This window comes from Psychrobacter glacincola, from assembly GCF_904846215.1.
GTDB lineage: Bacteria > Pseudomonadota > Gammaproteobacteria > Pseudomonadales > Moraxellaceae > Psychrobacter > Psychrobacter glacincola.
Map to the genome: position 1 here is coordinate 62,672 of NZ_CAJGZK010000014.1, position 20,128 is coordinate 82,799.

The 20,128-nt window shown below is 43.5% G+C and carries 15 protein-coding genes and 1 pseudogene; 4 read left to right on the forward strand and 12 right to left on the reverse strand.

Features of this window, described 5'->3' with window-relative positions; all coding sequences use genetic code 11:
• Positions 1 to 419 precede the first annotated feature (419 nt).
• On the forward strand, positions 420 to 914 hold the full coding sequence (locus tag JMW90_RS09230) for a pyridoxamine 5'-phosphate oxidase family protein (protein ID WP_201563447.1): 495 nt from the start codon (positions 420 to 422) through the stop codon (positions 912 to 914).
• A 284-nt stretch (positions 915 to 1,198) separates the two neighbouring features.
• Here JMW90_RS09230 and pgsA read toward each other — a convergent pair whose 3' ends face one another.
• From pgsA to JMW90_RS09280, 10 genes are all read right to left on the reverse strand, one after another.
• On the reverse strand, positions 1,199 to 1,879 hold the full coding sequence (gene pgsA / locus JMW90_RS09235; protein ID WP_201550519.1) for a CDP-diacylglycerol--glycerol-3-phosphate 3-phosphatidyltransferase: 681 nt from the start codon (positions 1,877 to 1,879) through the stop codon (positions 1,199 to 1,201).
• Between the two features lie 569 nt (positions 1,880 to 2,448).
• Positions 2,449 to 2,880 carry an MgtC/SapB family protein gene (locus tag JMW90_RS09240; protein WP_201550518.1) on the reverse strand — a complete coding sequence of 144 codons (432 nt, stop codon included), beginning with the start codon at positions 2,878 to 2,880 and terminating at the stop codon, positions 2,449 to 2,451.
• Positions 2,881 to 2,991: 111 nt separating this feature from the next.
• A complete protein-coding gene (locus JMW90_RS09245) occupies positions 2,992 to 4,170 on the reverse strand; it encodes an NAD(P)/FAD-dependent oxidoreductase (RefSeq protein WP_201563449.1) in 1,179 nt (392 codons plus the stop codon).
• A gap of 355 nt (positions 4,171 to 4,525) precedes the next feature.
• Positions 4,526 to 6,493 (reverse strand): acetate--CoA ligase, encoded by a 1,968-nt coding sequence (gene acs / locus JMW90_RS09250; protein WP_201563451.1) that lies wholly within the window; start codon positions 6,491 to 6,493, stop codon positions 4,526 to 4,528.
• A 352-nt stretch (positions 6,494 to 6,845) separates the two neighbouring features.
• Complete coding sequence (locus tag JMW90_RS09255; protein ID WP_201563453.1) at positions 6,846 to 8,078, reverse strand: ABC transporter substrate-binding protein; 1,233 nt, start codon at positions 8,076 to 8,078, stop codon at positions 6,846 to 6,848.
• Positions 8,079 to 8,195: 117 nt separating this feature from the next.
• Positions 8,196 to 10,163 (reverse strand): AMP-dependent synthetase/ligase, encoded by a 1,968-nt coding sequence (locus JMW90_RS09260; RefSeq protein WP_201563456.1) that lies wholly within the window; start codon positions 10,161 to 10,163, stop codon positions 8,196 to 8,198.
• Between the two features lie 5 nt (positions 10,164 to 10,168).
• Entirely contained in the window at positions 10,169 to 11,011 is an 843-nt protein-coding gene (locus JMW90_RS09265; protein ID WP_227691924.1) for an ABC transporter ATP-binding protein, read from the reverse strand.
• Positions 11,011 to 11,778, reverse strand: a complete 768-nt coding sequence (locus JMW90_RS09270) for an ABC transporter ATP-binding protein (RefSeq protein WP_201563458.1) — start codon at positions 11,776 to 11,778, stop codon at positions 11,011 to 11,013. The genes JMW90_RS09265 and JMW90_RS09270 overlap by 1 nt, the downstream gene beginning before the upstream one ends.
• The gene (locus tag JMW90_RS09275) at positions 11,775 to 12,872 is read right to left on the reverse strand and encodes a branched-chain amino acid ABC transporter permease (protein WP_201563460.1); all 1,098 of its coding nucleotides are present in this window, start codon (positions 12,870 to 12,872) and stop codon (positions 11,775 to 11,777) included. Before JMW90_RS09275 ends, JMW90_RS09270 begins: the two co-directional genes overlap by 4 nt.
• Before the next feature lie 135 nt (positions 12,873 to 13,007).
• Positions 13,008 to 13,886 (reverse strand): branched-chain amino acid ABC transporter permease, encoded by an 879-nt coding sequence (locus JMW90_RS09280; protein WP_201563462.1) that lies wholly within the window; start codon positions 13,884 to 13,886, stop codon positions 13,008 to 13,010.
• A gap of 704 nt (positions 13,887 to 14,590) precedes the next feature.
• On the opposite strand from JMW90_RS09280, the gene JMW90_RS09285 reads away from it, so the two are divergent.
• Positions 14,591 to 15,868, forward strand: coding sequence for a BaiN/RdsA family NAD(P)/FAD-dependent oxidoreductase (locus JMW90_RS09285; RefSeq protein ID WP_201563482.1), 1,278 nt, complete (start codon positions 14,591 to 14,593; stop codon positions 15,866 to 15,868).
• Positions 15,869 to 15,981: 113 nt separating this feature from the next.
• Here JMW90_RS09285 and nemA read toward each other — a convergent pair whose 3' ends face one another.
• Entirely contained in the window at positions 15,982 to 17,085 is a 1,104-nt protein-coding gene (gene nemA, locus JMW90_RS09290) for an alkene reductase (protein ID WP_201563464.1), read from the reverse strand.
• 359 nt (positions 17,086 to 17,444) lie between these two features.
• On the opposite strand from nemA, the gene JMW90_RS09295 reads away from it, so the two are divergent.
• On the forward strand, positions 17,445 to 18,548 hold the full coding sequence (locus JMW90_RS09295) for a hypothetical protein (protein WP_201563466.1): 1,104 nt from the start codon (positions 17,445 to 17,447) through the stop codon (positions 18,546 to 18,548).
• Positions 18,549 to 18,708: 160 nt separating this feature from the next.
• Here JMW90_RS09295 and JMW90_RS09300 read toward each other — a convergent pair whose 3' ends face one another.
• Entirely contained in the window at positions 18,709 to 19,605 is an 897-nt protein-coding gene (locus JMW90_RS09300) for a DMT family transporter (protein WP_201563468.1), read from the reverse strand.
• A 452-nt stretch (positions 19,606 to 20,057) separates the two neighbouring features.
• Between JMW90_RS09300 and JMW90_RS14080 the strand changes: the two are divergent.
• Positions 20,058 to 20,128, forward strand: a pseudogene (locus JMW90_RS14080) (transposase); the annotation flags it as partial.

Genomic DNA, 20,128 nt, shown 5'->3' on the forward strand with positions numbered 1-20,128 from the left:
GGATATAGGCAATAACAGGCATCTCTGCCATGCTAAGTAAATGGTTCGCGTATTATAACAAGAAGCCCTGTAATAAGCAGGACAAAACCAAGATAAATTGCCAATTGCTTCGGTAATATTATGAGGAAGCATTGGGCAAATAGTGCCGATTTGCTCTCACAGCAGCAAGCCTGACGGCACAGCGTTACAATTTTTACCTAAAGCTTATAGTCCTTACAAACCCTCACATCGCCTTACTGGCAACCTATATAAATAGCCCACCTGTAATCGCTATTCTAGGTAGCAGTTCTTGATGAGCTGGTTTTTATAAAGCCAGTTTTTATGAAATAAACGGTTTTTCTACACTAACCCCTTAAGACTATTTCCTTAACAACTATAAATTCATAATTTATTTACGATAATGAAAAAGGATATCCACCATGAGTAACCAAGAGCATCTCGATAAAATCCAAGCCGTCATCAAAGACGTGAAATTTGCCATGATGAGTACCAACAATAAAAAAGGCGATATCCATGCGTGGCCGATGACCACAAGCGAAGTCAATCTTGAAAATAAAGAGATCTGGTTTATCGGCGATAAAAAATCAGATGTCGTCAAAGATATTCAGGATGATGCCAGAATCGGGCTGACTTATGCCACTCAAGATGAAAAGAACTTTGTTTCTATCAGTGCTAACGCTGAATTACCGACAGACAAAGCTAAATTGGATGAGCTTTGGTCGCCGGTTTACAATGCCTTTTTTGAGCATGGTAAGGAAGATGAAAACGTACAATTGATTAAGGTTGTGCCTCATGGTGCAGAATGCTGGCTTAGTGGCAGTACCGTAGTAAATATGTTTAAGATGGCAGCGGCAGCCGTACAAGAAGGCAAAACTGCTGAAGATATGGGCGAGACCTTTTCCGTTTCTTTATAATTTATCAGTAAACTATTGAATCTATAAAAACAAAAATTCTATCATAAAAAACGCCAGTAGCTGATGCAACTGGCGTTTTTTACTGACTGGATTTTATGGGTTTAACAGCAAATCGAGAGATTTAGCCGCTATCTAAAGCCAAAATACTCTAAAAAACGCTACGGTACTACTGGTACAAATTTTTTGCAGCCTCTGTCTGCATGGGCACAGTAAGCAAGAAAAATTAATACCAGCAGTACATCATGTGTCGATATTACTTTTCACTGACTATATTTAGCCCCCTCTTAACCACTTTGCTTTAAATACGGCCAAGCAGCTTTAAGATAAATCATCATCGACCATAACGTTAGAATCACTGCCGCTACCATCAACACATAGCCGATGGTTTCAAGCGATTGCCAATTTAACAAAAGCACTGTAATCGCTATCATCTGAAAGGTAGTTTTCAATTTACCAACATAAGACACCGCCACACTGGTACTTTTACCCAGTTCTGCCATCCATTCACGCAATGCCGATACCGCGATTTCACGCGAGATAATCACAATCGCAGCTATCGCCATGATGATATTGGGATGCCATTGCACTAAGATAATGAGCGCAGCTGCCACCATTAGCTTGTCAGCGACGGGGTCTAAAAATCGACCAAAGGCTGATACCACATTGAGCTTACGGGCAAAATAGCCATCAAGCCAATCGGTAATTGCCGCTAGGATAAAAACGCCTGTTAATAATAAGTGACGCAATAGACTGTCGCTAAAGTCACTCATGCCAACCTTTGCAATCACGTTATCTGAGATTGCTGGCATGCCAATCCCCATAGCAGGCGGCCAATAAGCAATGGCGACGAATAGCGGAATCATTAAGATACGCGCAATCGTCAGGTTATTGGGCAAATTAAAAATACTCTTGTTACTCTGCGTACTTGACGGCTCCTGCGGATGCAAATGCGTGCTCTCAGTCATGGCAAACCCAGTTTAATATTGACCTAATAATGGCAGATAGCTTAGCATTTTTCAGGCAAGTCGTCATGCCATCTGTGTAGCTATCGTTTATACCAAGCATATATTTTGATAATCGAGCGATTTTTAAGCTGAATGTCGGTTATTATGAGCCGGAAATATCGATACACTTGTACACTAAAAATTGTAAATAGATGTAAGAGTATCTTGAACTGTCTCTTTTTAACCAAATATCAATAGTAAGAACAACGGCTAGTAATAATAAATTTGTATCAACTTATTTGTGGCTGATGATTTTTCATTTGATCGCATGATAAGTTTTCCTCAGTCCACGGTATCTCCTCCGTGGGCTCTTTTTTTGCCTGCTATAGTCAGTCCCAAATAAAAGAAATACAAATGTTATCACTCACTACTGAGGTTAATTTTTCTGGCTTGCTGTGCCCATACAGACAAAGGCGACGAATAATTAACCCCAGTAGTGTTGTGGTCTTTTAAAAGTGGATCAACTATATTTAGTAAAGTTATTCGCTGGGTGTTCTTTATATTTCATCTCGCAGTACTTTTCTTGGTTTCTACAGCTTGTTTTTTGACTTAAACGGCTCAGAGAATTGCAAAATCAAAAAGCCAACCACAGACAAGATAATCGCAATCTCATACCGCCCATAAGCGACCGAAATACCAATAGCACCGGTATTCCAGAGACTTGCTGCCGTTGCCGTGCCTTTTGAGCCCTGTTCATTTTTGAATATCGCGCCACCACCGATAAAACCCATGCCAGTGATAATAGCGTACATGATTCTCGCCTCACCAGTCGCATCATAAATATCCATACCAACGAGCATAAAAGCACAGGAAGCAATGGTCACTAAAGGAAAGGTTCTAAGCCCTGCGCCGTTGTCTTTCATCTCGCGGTTGAGTGCAATCGGCAAAGAGAGAATAAAAGCAATTCCCAATTGAAAAAAATGAAATTGCATCAGCTCCATATCGATATCAAATACAAACATAGCGTACTAACTCCTCTTATAGCGATACACGTTTTAATTTTTAGTATTGGTTATGAGCTTGTTTATTGTTTTACAAAATACGATTTAAGTCACTGCTAGCTGTCAACTGATTTAGTCAGCGCAGATTTTTGCTACGGTTTGTCTTGCCATCTGATAGCAGCTTTCGATGTTACCTTGGCCGCACCAATCACCGCTGACAATCCATTGACGCGGCTCATCAACTAAGATACCTAACTCTTCGTGATCAGGCTGTTTAAGAGTTGCTGCATAACGCCAACGATGACAGTCAACTTGGCTCGGCGTACTTTCATCATTCCAGCTCAAAGCTTGCTGTGCTGCCTGTAGTAACTGCGCTTTTACAATATCAATATCGTCATCAACGTGCTGCTCTGACCAATCATTGCGCGCATGGATCGTGACACTGGGCAGCAACTGGTCATGAGCGAGCTTCTCATGCTCGATAAATATTCGCGCCAGTGCCGCATCATGCACATAAGCCACATCCCATAAAGGTGTCAGGCTACTTAAGGTATCAGGTAGTGGCTGCCCATCATCCCAACCTAGCATCAAGGTATAGCAGGCTTGCATCTGTGCTTCGGTAATTTTCGCTTGCTCACTAAAATTACTATTTGCCATCATATCTACCGCTTGACCGCTGGGCGCTGTACAAATAACCCAATCAAAATTTCCAAGGCTGTTGCCATTTTCATCAAACAGCTCAGTTTTGCTATTAGTCTCATTCTGTTCTATAAAATGCTCGTTACATAATGGCGCCACACGGGTTTTAAACTTTATAGTGGTATGCGCTAGTTCATCAGCCAATACGCGACCCCAACTGGTCATTTTGGGCGTGCTAATATAACGCGCTTGGGTACTACTCCACTTTTCCTTGGCTTGTATGTCAGCATTCTGAGCGGCATCGTCAGAAGGTATTAAATCCACTACATTGGCGCGCCACGGCTGTAGTAAACCTGTTTTTAACCAAGGTTTGATAAAATGTTGAAAATCGTTACTCTTAGCAGTAAAAAACTGCGCACCAAATGCCCATTGCCAATTTTGATGTGTCGCACTGTCTGTGCAATAACGTGTTGCTAAACGACCGACGCTACGGGACTTCTCAAAAATAACAATGTTTGGCACGACCGACTTGCTTTTGACAGCAACGTTGGCATTGTCGTTAGTAAACGCGCGCTCCAATAAAGTGGCCGTAAATAAACCGGTCAAACCACCACCGATAATGGCAATTTTCGGTATGGATTGTTGAGTCGCATGCAAAGTAGAATCAGTCATAATGACAATAGACCTTATAGAATATTTGGTAAAATAATAAGTAGTCAGATGAAAATAAGGGGGTTATTCTAAAAAATATTGAACCTCTAAAGCCTGCTAATATAGTTAATCCACTTTTAAAAGACTGCAACACTACTAGGGTTAATTATTTGCAGCCTCTGTCTGCGTAAGCACAGCAAGCAAGAAAATTAACCCCAGTAGTACTTTATAATGTTTGTATTTCTTTTATTTAGGAGCAACTATATCCATGATATCTCGGTAAAAAGCCATGCTACTTTTATAGCATGGCTTTTTACCTTGGCTTCCAATCATTTTTAAGCATTGATCCTATTAAAATTTTATTGTTATTGAACAATCAATGTGATTTTGCCCGTTCTATCTTGACCACTTCGACGAGCTCGTTGATAACTGAGCTGTCAGCAAGAGTGGATAAATCACCGAGTCCAACATATTGTCCTGCGGCAAGACTACGCAATATGCGGCGCATGATTTTACCAGAGCGCGTTTTGGGTAACACATTGACCATATAGATGGCATCTAGATTGGCAATCGGACCAATCTCAGAGCGTACATGACGGTTTAATTCTGCTTTTAGTGACTCAGTTGCTTTTTCACTCGACTTTAAAATAACAAAAGCGCAAATTCCCATACCACGTATATCGTGCGGCATTCCTACCACTGCTGCCTCTGCCGTCGCTGGGTGGGCAACTATCGCGCTTTCAATCTCTGCAGTACCCAGTCGATGTCCTGACACATTAAGCACATCGTCGACACGACCAGTAATCCAATAGTGGCCATCTTCATCACGCTGCACCCCATCACCCGTAAAATAATAGCCGGGATATTCGGTAAAGTATGTCGCTAAAAACCGCGCATGGTCTTTATAAATAGTACGCATTTGACCCGGCCAGCTACTATTAATTGCCAAATTACCCTCAGCAGCACCATCTAGTGCGACGCCATCGGTATCAATAACTTCTGGTATGATTCCGTATAGCGGATTCATCGCTGCGCCCGGCTTCATTGCCACCGTCCCCGGTATTGGCGCGAGCATGATACCGCCCGTTTCTGTCTGCCACCATGTATCAACAACCGGACACTTACCGCCACCGACGATATGATAGTACCAGTCCCACGCTTCAGGATTGATAGGCTCACCAACTGTCCCAAGTAAGCGCAGACTTGAGCGCGCAGACTCACGAACAAAGGTATCGCCCTCTTTCATCATGGCGCGGATAGCGGTCGGCGCGGTATATAAGACAGTGATTTGGTGCTTATCGATAATATGCCCAATGCGCGCCCATGTCGGATACTCTGGCACGCCCTCAAACATCACCGTCGTGGTGCCATTGGCTAGCGGTGCGTAAGTGGCGTAGGTATGACCTGTTACCCAACCGACGTCTGCGGTACACCAGTATACATCATCCTCTTTGATATCGAAAACATCACGAAACGTGGACAGCGCATAAGTAATATAGCCACCTGTAGTATGCAACACGCCTTTTGGCTTACCCGTTGATCCTGATGTATATAATAAAAACAGCGGGTCTTCTGCATTCATCACTTCAGGTTCACAGTGCTGCGACTCACCATCGACCAAGCTGTGATACCAGATATCGCGGCGACCACTCATCGGCACAGAGTTGCCTGTACGATGGACGACGATAACATTACTGACGCTGCCTGTGCCATCCATATCCAGCGCGCGATCGACATTGGCTTTGAGTGGCGTACGTTTATTACCACGGATACCTTCATCAGCAGTGATAACAAGCTTAGACTGGCTATCAATGATGCGGTTGCCCAAGCTCTCAGCAGAAAAACCGCCAAAGACCACCGAATGTACCGCGCCGATACGGGTACATGACAGCATGGCGACCATGGCTTCCGGTATCATCGGCATATAAAGGGTCACGCGATCGCCCTTTTTGACCCCAAGCTTGCGCATGGCATTACCTAAGCGACAAACCGCTTCATGCAGCTCTTTAAATGAGATGATTTTATGTAGAGAAGGATGATCCCCTTCCCAAATGATGGCAGGCTTGTAGGGGTTGTTTTTGACATGGCGATCCAGACAGTTGACCGAAATATTCAGCTCGCCATCTTCAAACCACTTAATGCGAAAATCGTCTAAGTCGTAGCTGACGTCACTGATTTTGGTGGGCTTTTTTATCCAATCAATCAGCTCGGCACGCTTCGCCCAAAAAGCATCTGTCGCTTCAGGTGATGCAATGGATTGCTTATATTGTTCAGCATACTGCTCGGCAGTAACATTGGCGGCGGCAAGGAATTCAGGCGCAATTGGAAATGATTTTTGAGTCATTGTCTTTATCCTTTTTAATAGTTATTACTGACGACAGTGCCACTAATATAGCAATTTTGAGTTCATAAGCGGTTTATTGTACTCAACAAAGTATCAATAATTATTTATAAATGAAAGGCTATCAATAAGCGCAACTGCGACAACGACAGGCTATAAGGTGTCATCTTCCATAATGAATGACGTCTGAGTTCTAGTTTGACAAATAAGGGCGGGTGATGCAAGACATCAACCGTTAATAGTAATAATCTCGAAGTACATACGCACACTTAGAAGTTATAACGCTTGCAGGCCATACTATTGTATGGCCTGCAATTGGCTTGCTGCTATCAAAATGTCACTAAATAGACAGTACTTACTTAAGCTGGGTGACGGTTTTCCATGCCCCATTTTGTACTTGTGACAAGTAGACGTCGTTAATTGCGACATGGCTCTTAGGAGTAATAGCGACAGTAGATCCTGTGACTCCATCAACGAAACTGACTGTCTCTAGACCGGTATTAAATGTGTCGGCATTTAAGTCAGGGCCTGCAGCTTTAAGTCCATCAACGGTAATTCTTGCAGAAAGATAACCAATAATAGCGCCTGCTGATGCGTCTTCACCGGTGGCTTTTTTGAACTTCTCAACCCAAGCTTTGGTCTCAGGCTCATTCGCTCTTAGTGCCAAATCATTATAGTACGAAACCGCATATAGACCTTCACTGGCGCCGCCTGGTGCCGCAGCAACTGCCGGATGAAAACCGGTTGCAGGAGAGATGAATTTCACATCATCCCAGCCCATGGCGTTTGCCGTACCTACTGCAGTGATCGCGCCTCGTATGGTCAGAGACAGCGCGACTAGATCACACTTAGAGTCTCTAAGTTTGGCGATCGCACCTGAAAAGTCTGTTTCATCCGGACGATGTGAGCTGGCCTGAACTAAAGTAACATTGGGGTTACTATCGCTGATTTCCTTAACTGCTTCATTTGTCTCTTCACCATAATCTGAAGGGATATACATGACACATAAATTGCTAATATCATTTTGGGCAATCAGATATTCTATACCTAACTTCATTGAGTCGTAATAAGTACTACCAATAGTATAACGACGATTCAGAGCACCTTCTTCTTGCATAGGCCTTGCAAAAGTGATCGGCATGACACTAGGTACATTGGCGCGATCCATAATTGGGAAGCTGGCTAAGTTATGCGGTGTACCTAACGACATTAACATCGCAAATACTTTATCGCGGCTAACCAGCTTGTTAGCGGCCTGTACGGCATTTGGTACTTGATAAGAATGGTCTTCGACGATGTAGCGAATCTTTCGACCATTAACACCGCCTTTAGCGTTCACTTCATCGAAGTACATATTGGCCGCTGCAACCGCAGGATTACCAAATCCAGCAAACGGACCAGATAAATCAAGCGCACCACCAAGGATAATTTCAGTATCGGTCACGCCTTGTACTGGTATCTCACTAGCAGAAGCTGCGGCCTTAGTGTCAGTGCCAGTCGCTGCTGTGGTTTCTGGATCGCTACATCCGACTAAACCCATCGTACCGACCGTTAGTGCCATTAACGTCGTTTTGAATGTCCATTTCATTGCCTTTCTCCTTGCGACTGGGTCGCTATCAGTTGGATGTGATGGTAAATTTAATAGCGCTGATCTGTACTAAGCTGATCTGTACTAAGCTGATCTGCACTAAATAGTCGCACTTACTCAGTACATAGAGTCAATTAAAGCATGATGCTTCTTCTCAACCAGATTTCTTTTTAATTTCATAGTAGCGGTCAACTCATCATCTTCGGGGCTGAGGAGCACATCGATGAGTCGAAAGCGTTTTATCGTTTCTACTTGAGCTAATGTCTCATTAGCAGACTGTACAACTTCATCTATCAAAGCGATGACTTCTGGGGCATGACACAATGAGCGAAAATCAGAGAACATCACTTGATTGTCTTGCGCATATTTTTCGACATTTTCTTGATCTATCATGATAAGGCAAGTCAGGTACTTACGCTTATCGCCGATGACGACCGCATCTGATATATAAGGCGAAAATTTAAGTTTACTCTCTATAACTGCTGGCGTGACGTTCTTACCGCCTGCTGTGATGATAATATCCTTGATACGGCCTGTAATGAATATATAGCCTTCTCTTATTTCACCAACATCGCCTGTATGGAGCCAGCCATCGCGCAAGTCCTCAGCTGTTTTTTCAGGCTTGTTCCAATACCCTGCAAACACATGACCGCCTTTTACCAGTATTTCACCATTGTCAGCGATACGGACTTCAGAATTTGGTAGGGCTTTGCCTACGCTACCGATCATTTGTTCCTCAGACGTGTTTATTGAAATGACGCCCGTACTTTCAGTCATGCCGTAGCCTTCATAGATAGGCACTCCTATTGCATGAAACCAGCGGATAATATCTAATGATATTGGCGCCGCACCAGTGGTAGCACGGCGAACATTAGTCATCCCAATGAGGTCACGAATCTTGCGTAATACGAGTTTGTCCCAAAACTGGTAACGAAGCCGTTGGCCAGTCGTGGGCTTCTTGCCTGCCATCGTCATATCAGCGTAGTCATGACCTGCTTTTAATGCCTGATCAAATGCCCAGACATTAACGGCACTGGCATCGCTGCGCATGTTGCTAATAGAGGCATACATTTTTTCCCATAATCTAGGAACGGCGGTAAAGGTATCGGGCGATACTTCTTTCATATTCTCAAATACGGTTTCGGTACTCTCAGCAAAGTTGACAATACAGCCCCTATGAATAGGCAGATCTACTGAAATTAAACGCTCTAACACATGGCACAAAGGTAGAAAACATAGCTGCTCATCAGTGGGTAGGATTTCGATGACCTCGATGCTAGTCTTCATCTCAAAAAGCGTGTTGGCATGCGTTAGAATGGCACCTTTTGGATCGCCAGTAGTACCCGAAGTATAAATAAGCGTGCGTATGTCGTTCGCTGTGCTTTGATCAATATAACTGCTAAAACGCTCTAAAGCGTTGTCAGCATTTTGACCAAGCAGATACAGCTCATCTAAGAATATAACCTGATCATCCTCTAGACTGCGTAGACCTTTACGCTCAAAGACAATTACTTTTTTGATACTAGTCGCTTGCTCACGAATCTCAAAAAATTTGTGTAATTGCTCATCATTTTCAACGATCAAGAACTTAGATTGACTGTCGTTAAGTATATAGGCGAGCTGCTCGGCACTGTCTGTGGTATAAACGCCATTAGGTATACCGCCAACGCCGCAGATACCCATATCACAGTAGAGCCATTCTTTATTGTCTTCACTCAAAATAGAGACTGTATCTCCTTTGGTCAGACCAAGCTCAACAAGAGCCATCCCAATGTCGCAGCCGCGATGATAATAATCTAGCCAACTGTGACTTTGCCAAATACCCAAAGCCTTTTCGCGATGGGCGGTTTTATTACCTCGACTCAAGCAAACCTGTCGCCAAAGCTTGGTCAAGGTGTCACACCCTTCTAAGACTTGGGGCGCATGATCAAAAGGCGCATTGCGTATCTTGTGACTGTAATCATTGTTATGAGAGGATGCTTCTGTATAAGACGATGCGTGCACTACAGGGGCTACCCTAGTGACAGGGGTATCAGAAGTAGAGTTGTGAGTTGCATCAATCAAGTTATCAATAAGATTAGTCATGATTATTATCGCCAAGTCTTTTTGCGTTTCCACCGAGTGGCTTCCGCTGTGTTGTCTTTGGTTTGTCCGAGGTAGAACTCTTTGATATCGTCAGAGTGCATCAGCTTGTCTGCTGAGCCTGCCATGACAATACGTCCGGTCTCTAACACATAACCGTAATCCGCTGCTGCAAGAGCGACTCTTGCGTTTTGCTCAACCAACAAGATCGTCACGCCTTGCTCTTTATTCAATCGACGAACGATGGCAAATATTTCTTGTACCAACAGTGGTGACAGCCCAAGAGAAGGCTCATCGAGTAGCATGAGTGAGGGGCGTGACATCAGACCGCGACCGATAGCTAACATCTGCTGCTGACCACCGGACATCGTACCAGCTGCTTGAGTGCGGCGATCTTTTAGTATTGGAAAGTACTCATATATCATCTCAACATCACGCTGTGTCTCAGACTTGTCACGTCGCGTATAAGCGCCCATCGCCAAGTTTTCGGCAACGCTCAAAAATGGAAATACCTCTCTACCTTCTGGTACATGCGACAAGCCTTTCTTCACTAGCCGATCAGGCTCAGTGCCATCGATACGCTCACCGTGGAACCATACTGCGCCTTTGCGAGGGTTGATAACACCAGAGATGGTTTTCATCAAGGTGGTTTTACCCGCGCCATTAGCGCCCAAAATAGTCACTACTTTGCCTTTTGGTACCTCAAGGCTCACACCCCTTAGCGCCATAACAGGGCCATAAAAAGATTCTAAATTGCGCACTTCAAGCACGTTATTCGTAACTTCTGAATCGACCAAATTTAGCTCAATGTCAGGCGCTGCAGATGACAGTGGTTTCTTAATAGATTGCATCAAATACTCTCCTGTCCAAGATAAGCTTCAATCACCTGTGGGTTGGCTTGTACCTCAGCTGCAGACCCTTGCGCCAAAAACTTACCTTCAGCCACTGCCAACACTCGATCTGACACCCGATTCACTAAGCTCATGTCATGCTCTACCATCAAGATAGTCAGACCTAAGTCTTTTTGCATATCTTCGATCCACCATGCCATCTCAGAAGTTTCTTCTACACTGAGACCTGAGGCCGGCTCATCGAGCAAAATAAGCTTTGGGTTAGCCGCCAACGCTCTGGCAATTTCGACTACTTTTCTAATACCATAAGGCAAGCCTGCAATCAGCAGATCTCGATAAGGGGCTAACTCTAAAAAATCTATAATCTTCTCAACTTGCAGACGATGCTCGCGCTCACTACGGCGCACCTTTGGTGAGAATAGCAAGTCCTGTATCCATGTCGTATTGCGCTGCGAATGACGACCGATAAGTAGGTTTTGTAATACACTAGAGTGATCAAACAGCTCGATATTCTGAAAAGTACGCGCAATGCCAAGTTTGGCAATATCATGAGCCGGCAATCGCGTAATATCAGTACCGTCAAAGGTAATACGACCACTAAGCGGCTCGTACAAGCGACTGATTAAGTTAAAAATAGTCGATTTACCAGCGCCATTAGGCCCTACGATAGTAAATACTTCGCCCTCTTGCACCTCAAAGCTAATATTATCAACCGCTTTAACGCCACCAAACGCGATAGATAATGACTCCACTTGTAATAGGCTCATCGCATACGCTCCGTTTTAAGATAAGTTTTGGAGCGGCGGAACAGACCTTTTCGATATAACGGAAACAGTCTGAACCAAGTACGTATTTTTACCCATATACCGTAGATACCACGTGGCTCATAGATAATCATCACGACGATGACCAAAGCAAATAACGCCGTATCAACACCAGGAATACTGGTGATACTAGCGCCAGTACTTTGACCAATGACGTCGCCTAAGACAGCAATAACTTGTGGTAATAAGACGACGACGATTGCGCCAAAAAACGCACCATGTATAGAGCCTAAACCACCAATGACAATCTGCAGTAGTATGGTTATGGAGATAATAACGGTAAAGCTCTCATAGTTGACCGCTTGCACAAAATGCCCATACATAGCACCGCCAATAGCAGTAATTGCACAGGATAAGCTAAAGGCCAAAGTTTTTGCTTGTGGGACATTGACGCCAAGGGCGCGGGCAGAGACTTCACTGTCTCTAATGGCCAAAAAAGAGCGGCCAGTACTGCTTCTGAGCAGATTAATATAGCCAAAGGTAATCAGCACCACTAGCGCCAAGCATAAGTAATAAAAGGCCTTTGGCGTGACGTATCGATCGATAGTATAACCAAAGAAATTAATGGGGGACGCAAAGCTGCCAGAGATGCCGCCGGTAATGGGCTCAGCAACGATAGCTATATCTTCGATGATAATGCTAAGCGCCAAAGTGGCAATGGCCAAATAGATACCACTAGTTCTTAAGATTGGTCTGGCAATCATTGCACCGATGACACCTGTAATCAGCGCACAGGCAATTAAAGCCGGAAAAAAATTCCAGCCTCGGCTCATGAGTGCCAGATGGCTAAAGGCCCCTATGGCCATAAAGGCGGCATGACCTAAACTGACTTGTCCGGTATGACCCGTCAAGAGCATAAGACCAAGTCCTGCTATAGACCAAATTAATATGGCGCTAAGCTCACTAATATAATAGCTACTTAACAACCAAGGTGCCATTAGGAGTAGCAAGAGAAGCACGCCATATTTTATGAGTTGGCGTTTATCATCGAAGACATTGATATCTTGATCGTAGCTGTGTTTAAACTGGGCTTTCATTGACAGTACTCATCCTTGAGAATGTATGGAGTTCACTTAGTTACTCTAAAATCAAAGCTTGTGACCTATTTTCAACCTGTCCTACGATTTAGCTGCTAGCTATAGTGCTAGTAGCAGTGCTAACACAAGTACCAACTATACTTTTTTCTGTTTGACTTGAGAAAAAATACCGCCTGGACGTATGATCAACACAATCAACATAACCGCATAGGGTGCAATCTGACTAAGACCTAACGGTAGATAACGACCGGCAAATGGTTCTATCACACCTATTAATAGTCCCCCTACGAGGGCACCAGGTAGAGAGCCTAGACCACCAATCACAGCAGCGGCAAAAGCTTTGATACCGAATAATAAGCCGATGGAGGGTGAAATAGCACCTTTGGCTGCAAACAATATACCAGCAAGTGCAGCGACGACACCGGATAACGCCCAAACAATACCGTTGATTCGCTTGACTGGAATGCCCATATAATAAGCGGCCATTTGGTTTTGGCTACTCGCTTGCATAGCGATACCAAGCCGAGTATGGGCAAAAAAGAAGTACAAAATAGAAGTGAGTGCAATGGTAGATACGATGATGATCAGGTCAACATAATTAATACTAAGCGACCCTAACGCCAACATCTTGCCTGAAAATGGTGTCTGTAATGAGACCGGGTTATGCCCCCAAACCACACCAGCACCAAAGCGTATCAAAAAGCCGAGCGAGATGGTAAGAATGACCATAGCGAATTGCGGCTGACCAAAAATGCCGCGTAGCACGAAACGATCAAGCAGATAGCCGAACGCCCCCATAATAATGGAGGCTAAGGTAATACCTAATAGGAAAGGAAGGTTTGCTTCATCGGTGTTAATAAAAGCTATGCCTAAAAAGGCACCGAGCATAAGCATGTCGCCTTGGGCAAAATTCACTGCCTCAGAGGCTTTGTAAATCAGTACAAAGCCCAACGCCAACAGCCCATATATACAACCATTAGCAATACCGCTAATGAGCAGTTGTAGGATATCCATAAATTCCCTTTTGTCTTAACATTGTCATCCGTGACTCTGTTTAAATAAGCCGTCCAATTGACTGGCTTCTTAATTCAACCGCTCTTAAAGAACATCATTTTCTTTAAGCCCAAGTTGTTATATTGTTAAAAAATAGTAAGATAAAAACACGAAATATTAACATTAACTAACAATCTTGATGCATTTACTTTATAGCAATAAAAAATCCTTGTCTATATAAAATGTACAGTCATTCACTAATCTTTTATAATCTGGTTAATTTGATGTCGTATCAATAAAGAAAAACCGAGTGCAATATGTAGAATGAGCTAAGAATAATACCGTCAACATAGACAGGGCATTGCCTCACAGTAAGCGAACTACAGCTACCCATATTAATCACTTCAAAACACGTCTATTATTACCATGATATAATTGAGACACTTTATATAGCCGATTCGTTTTAAAAACGATACAGTGCTATTGGCTATAAATTTTTTGCAGCCTCTGTCAGCGTAGACACAGCAAGCAAGAAAAAATTATAGCCAATAGCACGTTATTACAATCGTATCGCTTTTATTTTGAACGGACTATAGCACTTATCCAAACCTACTCTATAAGCCATCATCATGAGTCAAACGCTAAATCAAGCTGCACCAGTTAAGCCAGATGGTCAGTCAGTAGATAATCAGTCAATAGCCAGACAGGGCATCACCAGACATTCCATCAGTAGTCACTTTGACGTCATTATCATCGGCGCTGGTGCATCAGGGCTATACTGCGCCCTCACTGCTGGTCGCCGTGGTCGTCGCGTACTGGTACTCGATCATGCCAATAAAGCAGGTAAAAAAATTCTAATATCAGGCGGCGGTCGCTGTAACTTTACCAATTATTTCGTGGAGCCGGAGCACTTTATCGGTGCCAATCAACATTTCTGTAAATCAGCACTGAGCCGTTATCCCAGTTGGGAATTTATCGGTATGGTTGAGCGGCATAAAATACCCTACCATGAGCGCGAACACGGGCAGCTATTTTGTGATGACTCTGCGCAAGATATCTTGACTATGCTACTTAATGAATGTGCAGCGGTGGGCGTACAAGTCAGACTCAATACTCAAATCGACAGCGTACAAGCTCTCGAAAACGACAAAAAATCCCGTTTTCAATTATTGACCAGTCGAGTGCTCAGTAAAAAAGATAAGCAAGAACAAAAAGACGCACCAAAACAAACTAAGCCTGTGCAATCTGGCTTTCGCTGTGAGTCACTAGTAGTAGCAACGGGCGGATTGTCCATCCCGACAATGGGTGCGAGCGGTTTAGGCTATGAGTTGGCACAACAATTTGGTCATCAGCTAAACCCTATCGATGCCAGTTTGGTGCCCTTTACTTTTACCGATAAAACAGGTGAGCTCATTCGCGCGTTGGCAGGTATCAGCTTGCCAGTCATTGCTAGTAATGAGCGTATTTCATTCCGGCTACCACTGTTATTTACCCATCGCGGACTGTCTGGCCCGGCGATGTTGCAGTTGTCTAACTATTGGCAAACGGGTGAAACTATCAGTATTAATCTGCTACCAGATACAGATATGACTCAGCTACTGCTCGACCATAAAAACTCGCATTCAAGACAGCTCATCCGTACGGTATTGGCTGATTATACGGACAGTGCATTACCCAAAAAATTGCTTGTGGCTCTACAAACGACGCTTTGGGATGACATTAAAGACAAAGAGCTTGCCAATATTAAAGATGAGCGTTTAATTGAGCTTGGCACAACGCTTAATGGCTGGCTGCTAAAGCCATCAGGCACCGAAGGCTATCGCACTGCTGAGGTCACGCGCGGCGGCGTTAAGACCGATGAAGTGTCGTCAAAGACCATGCAGAGTAATTATCAAGAAGGGCTATATTTTATCGGTGAAGTGCTGGATGTCACAGGCTGGCTTGGCGGCTATAATTTTCAATGGGCGTGGGCCAGCGGTTTTGTTTGCGGTGAGGTTGTTTAGAGTATATCGATCAACCACATAAAAAAGCCACCTTGCAAATTATCGCAAGGTGGCTTTTTATTCACGAGCACTCTATTCCATTATATGAATAAAGTCAGTAATTCGATAAACGCTTATGCTTCCTTTAAAAAAGGATAATCGGTATAACCTTCTGTACCGCCACCATAAAAGGTTGCTGGATGCTGCTCATTGAGTGGCGCACCTTGGTGTATGCGTTCAGCCAAATCAGGGTTGGCAATATAATCACGTCCAAAGGCAACCGCATCAATAAACCCAGCTTTGACATTTTTCTCAGCTTTTTCGGCGGTATAGCCACCAGCGGCAATGATAGTATTATCAAAGGCTGCACGAATTTTTTCACGGAAGCCATCGTTATATGGCGTGCCACCTGCCCAATCTGGCTCAGATAAGTGCAAGTACATCGGTTGACGCTTGTTAATTTGCTCAATCATCCAGATATTTTTGTCTTCTTCGTAGCCCGCTTCGACATTATTAAAAGTACCAAGCGGTGAGATACGAATACCGACATGATCGGCATCCCAAGCAGCGATACAGGCATCCAAAACATCTAAAGTTAGACGCGCACGATTCTCGCGGCTACCGCCATATTCGTCATCGCGCTTGTTGGTTTGCTCAACCCAAAACTGATGCAACAGATAACCATGTGCGCCATGCACCTCTACCCCATCGAAGCCTGCTTCTTGTGCGCATTTGGTCGCATGAGCGAAGTCTGCAATGACTTGCTTAATTTCATCAAGTGTGGCTGGTCGTGGCGGTGTCGCATCAACGCGAATCGCTTGGTTCTGACTGTCACGCAATGACGTACGCACACCAACGTCGATATCAGAAGCCGAAATCGGCGCTTTGCCATCAGGTTGGACGCTTTCGTGTGCGACCAAACCCGTGTGCCATAGCTGTACCACTATCTTGCCGCCTTTTGCATGGACATTATCGACGATAGTTTTCCACGCAATCGTTTGGTCTTGAGTGTGGATACCAGGCGCGCCTGCATAGCCTTTTGCTTGAAATGAAACTTGCGTCGCCTCAGTGATAATCAAGCCTGCGCCAGTACGCTGCGAGTAATATTCTCCTGCCAAAGCTGTCGGTACATCGCTTGGCTCGACCGCACGTAAGCGGGTCAAAGGTGCCATAACAATGCGATTTTTTAGGGTTTGAGTGCCCATTTTTACGGATTCAAATAAGTTGTCGTGTGCCATAAAAAAGCCTTGTTCGTTGTTATAAAAATACGGTTATAGAATTTGTTAGTCATAAATAGATAGCACTTAATCTGACGTCTCAGACTTACTTAAGCACTTTATTCATAAGCCGTGTTCTTTATAGGGCGTAGATACGAAAATTCCAAGTAAAACTTACAAACAAAAACACCAACACCCGTATATTTCCAACCTTTTAAAGGCTACTATTTACGTGGTCTTATAAGGTTATTAAGCTAATTAAATCAATAAGCTTTGATTGATATTTGAAGACAATGACAGCTTGTATTTTATTAACTTCTTAAATAATGGTCACTGTTATTAGCAATTATTTTTTAGCATTTATTGAAAGGATGAAGCATATGCAAAAAACCATATTATCACTGACGATAGGGCTCAGCCTCTTCTTAGGTTTGAGCGCATGCCAACCCACATCAAATACGTCACTTGAATCAAATGATCCAAAAAATGCAGAGCAGGTGAATACGCCAACCCCCATGCCCATAGAGACAACAATATCCAAACCTAGTACGCCAACAGACTCAGCCATAGACGCAAAAACCTGTTTATCACTGAGTAACACTATAAAAAAAGTGGATAACACCAGTAAAATCGACGCCATTTATGCTATCCAAAAACAGCTAAAAAGCTGTTTACCAACGGCAAGTAACGATGAAGTATTGAGTTTACTCAAAGACTATCAAACGATGTATAAACGCTTTTTATCGCATGAAACTGACATGAATACCGTAGAGTCTGAGCTGGCTTTTTTTAATATCCTATCCGCATTAGAACAAGATAAGAAAATACCGAAAGAGGATTTAGAGCAGATCAGTCCGCGACTACGTTATCTTATCAGCCTTATACAGAGTGATGCTGATGTTAGCGTGCGCCACCTTGGAGAAGGTTTTTACACTTTCGATCATGATTTAAAAGCCATGGCAGATATATTTACGCCGTATCTACTTCCTGACCAAAAAGCATTTATCGAGCGGATGGCAACAGACAATCAAGATATCTTTTGGAGCGATGTTGCCATTACCACTACTTTTAAAGAGCTGGTCAAACGGGCGGTATTTTGGGAAGATTATGGGCAACGTTACCCCAATGGCTATGCGATAAAAGACGCCAAATTTTTATTGGATGTATATCGCAACGCGCTTTTCTTTGGCTCAAACAATACCCGCTGGGTCGATAATAATGTTCAAACGTTTACTCAGCCGCAATATCAGCAGTTGATGATGCAACTGGCTAAGCGCCCGAATAGCGCTCTGGCAAAAGATGCCCAGACGTATCTCGAATTTTTGGTGCTATCTGATAGCGAACGTCAGCAGACATATCCAGCACCCAGCACCGATGAAAAGGGCTATAAGCTAGACGAGCGCGCCATGGTACATTATCAGTTAAAAAAGCGATGCAGATTCCTTCTATTTGGCATGCCGATGGCGACAATAGAGAGTGCCTAGAAGGGCTATTTTGCCAACTTAAACGTATCGAAGGCTAAATTTAAAACATTTAAAACATCACTTACTTTTATTTAACAGCCAATCGAATGCATCAGCCATAAAAAAACACCTGATTTTGCACAGGTGTTTTTTTATGGCTGACATGAAAGTAGTAAAGATTTTAAGAATTAAGCATCTTCTTAAAAGACAAATCTAAAGACAAGTAAGTACCGAATAATATCACCATTGAACCAATAATGGCTGGCGTATCCAACGCCTCATCCAGCAATAAATAGCCTAAAATAATCGCAAAAATCGGAATCACCAAGGTGATGCTGGTCGCCCGCACAGGACCGATACTTTTGATCAGCTGATTCATAAAAATCAGCGCAATGGCAGTCGAAAATACACCAATACAAACAACAGAAACCCAAGCCGTTATGCTGATGCTCTTGCCATAAGGAAACTCATAAAGCGCAATCGGTAGCATAATCACACTGGCAATGAGAAGCGAGCCTGCGGTAATCGCAACCGGTGAGACATTATCCAAGTAATTCCTAGTGATATTTGCCCCTAGCGCGTAGCCAACACAGGCCAGTAACGCGTAGCCCATCGATAATAATCCAGAACCCGACTCAGCGCTCTGCCCGCCAAATAAGTTCTCGCTCATCAAAATCATCACACCGATCACGCCGATGACCAAACCGAGAATTTGCTTTTTTGACAGCCTGTCTTTAAAGAAGGTACTGGCGATAAAACCGCTTATCATCGGTACAGACGCATTGAGCACCGCCAATACGCCGGCGTTGACTGAGCGTGCTGAAAAAGCAAACAGGATAAATGGCACTGCAGCAGAGAACAGTCCAACCAACGTCAGTACTTTCCAATTTTCACGAATGCCTACTCTGTTCTTCTTGTTTAGTATTACAAACACCAGCATCGTGAGTCCAGCCAATACCACACGTAGGCTGGCAAAAACCAACGAGCCAAACTCAGGCACGCCAATACGATAAAAAATAAAAGACAGCGACCACATAAAGGACAAGGTAATAAAAATAATGAGGTCGCGGTTAGACATGAGATGATCCTATCAAGCATTAGACAGTAAAAAAAACTCGATGATAACTGCTTCGTGGCTCAATAGGTGTTGTATTTTCTATAATGATGACAGATTTTTATATAAATCCACTTTATCCAAAATAAAGTCAACATCCTTATCACTGCAACCCGATAGATTAACCAGAATCTTCTTATCTACTGACATATCTTTGGCGATTTTCATCGTTAATGAGTAGCGCTAAAATAGTCAAAACGATCCAATTAAACAGTGCTTTTAAAAATGCTATTATAAAATCCTTTTTTTATGGCGTGAGTGATAGGTACGACTATCGTTGATAGAGTTTAGCGTAGCATGGATAGGAAGTTTTGGGAGGTAGTTTCTAGGTGGCGATTGTATAATATAGGCTGTGCTTGAGAGCCTTTCCTAAAAACTGTGTAACTGCTTATAATCCACTAACTGGAGAATAAGCAATGACTACTCAATCTGACATTAAAAAACTAGCCGAGCAAATGGCTGGCAGCATGAACAGCTTTGATGACAT

What these genes read in the sequence shown, in the direction of transcription:
- JMW90_RS09255 (WP_201563453.1), bottom strand. Translation starts at nt 8,078, where the DNA reads ATGAAATGGACATTCAAAACGACGTTAATGGCACTAACGGTCGGTACG.
- JMW90_RS09275 (WP_201563460.1), bottom strand. Translation starts at nt 12,872, where the DNA reads ATGAAAGCCCAGTTTAAACACAGCTACGATCAAGATATCAATGTCTTC.
- JMW90_RS09240 (WP_201550518.1), bottom strand. Translation starts at nt 2,880, where the DNA reads ATGTTTGTATTTGATATCGATATGGAGCTGATGCAATTTCATTTTTTT.
- nemA (WP_201563464.1), bottom strand. Translation starts at nt 17,085, where the DNA reads ATGGCACACGACAACTTATTTGAATCCGTAAAAATGGGCACTCAAACC.
- pgsA (WP_201550519.1), bottom strand. Translation starts at nt 1,879, where the DNA reads ATGACTGAGAGCACGCATTTGCATCCGCAGGAGCCGTCAAGTACGCAG.
- JMW90_RS09295 (WP_201563466.1), top strand. Translation starts at nt 17,445, where the DNA reads ATGCAAAAAACCATATTATCACTGACGATAGGGCTCAGCCTCTTCTTA.
- JMW90_RS09270 (WP_201563458.1), bottom strand. Translation starts at nt 11,778, where the DNA reads ATGAGCCTATTACAAGTGGAGTCATTATCTATCGCGTTTGGTGGCGTT.
- JMW90_RS09230 (WP_201563447.1), top strand. Translation starts at nt 420, where the DNA reads ATGAGTAACCAAGAGCATCTCGATAAAATCCAAGCCGTCATCAAAGAC.
- JMW90_RS09300 (WP_201563468.1), bottom strand. Translation starts at nt 19,605, where the DNA reads ATGTCTAACCGCGACCTCATTATTTTTATTACCTTGTCCTTTATGTGG.
- JMW90_RS09265 (WP_227691924.1), bottom strand. Translation starts at nt 11,011, where the DNA reads ATGCAATCTATTAAGAAACCACTGTCATCTGCAGCGCCTGACATTGAG.
- JMW90_RS09245 (WP_201563449.1), bottom strand. Translation starts at nt 4,170, where the DNA reads ATGACTGATTCTACTTTGCATGCGACTCAACAATCCATACCGAAAATT.
- acs (WP_201563451.1), bottom strand. Translation starts at nt 6,493, where the DNA reads ATGACTCAAAAATCATTTCCAATTGCGCCTGAATTCCTTGCCGCCGCC.
- JMW90_RS09260 (WP_201563456.1), bottom strand. Translation starts at nt 10,163, where the DNA reads ATGACTAATCTTATTGATAACTTGATTGATGCAACTCACAACTCTACT.
- JMW90_RS09280 (WP_201563462.1), bottom strand. Translation starts at nt 13,886, where the DNA reads ATGGATATCCTACAACTGCTCATTAGCGGTATTGCTAATGGTTGTATA.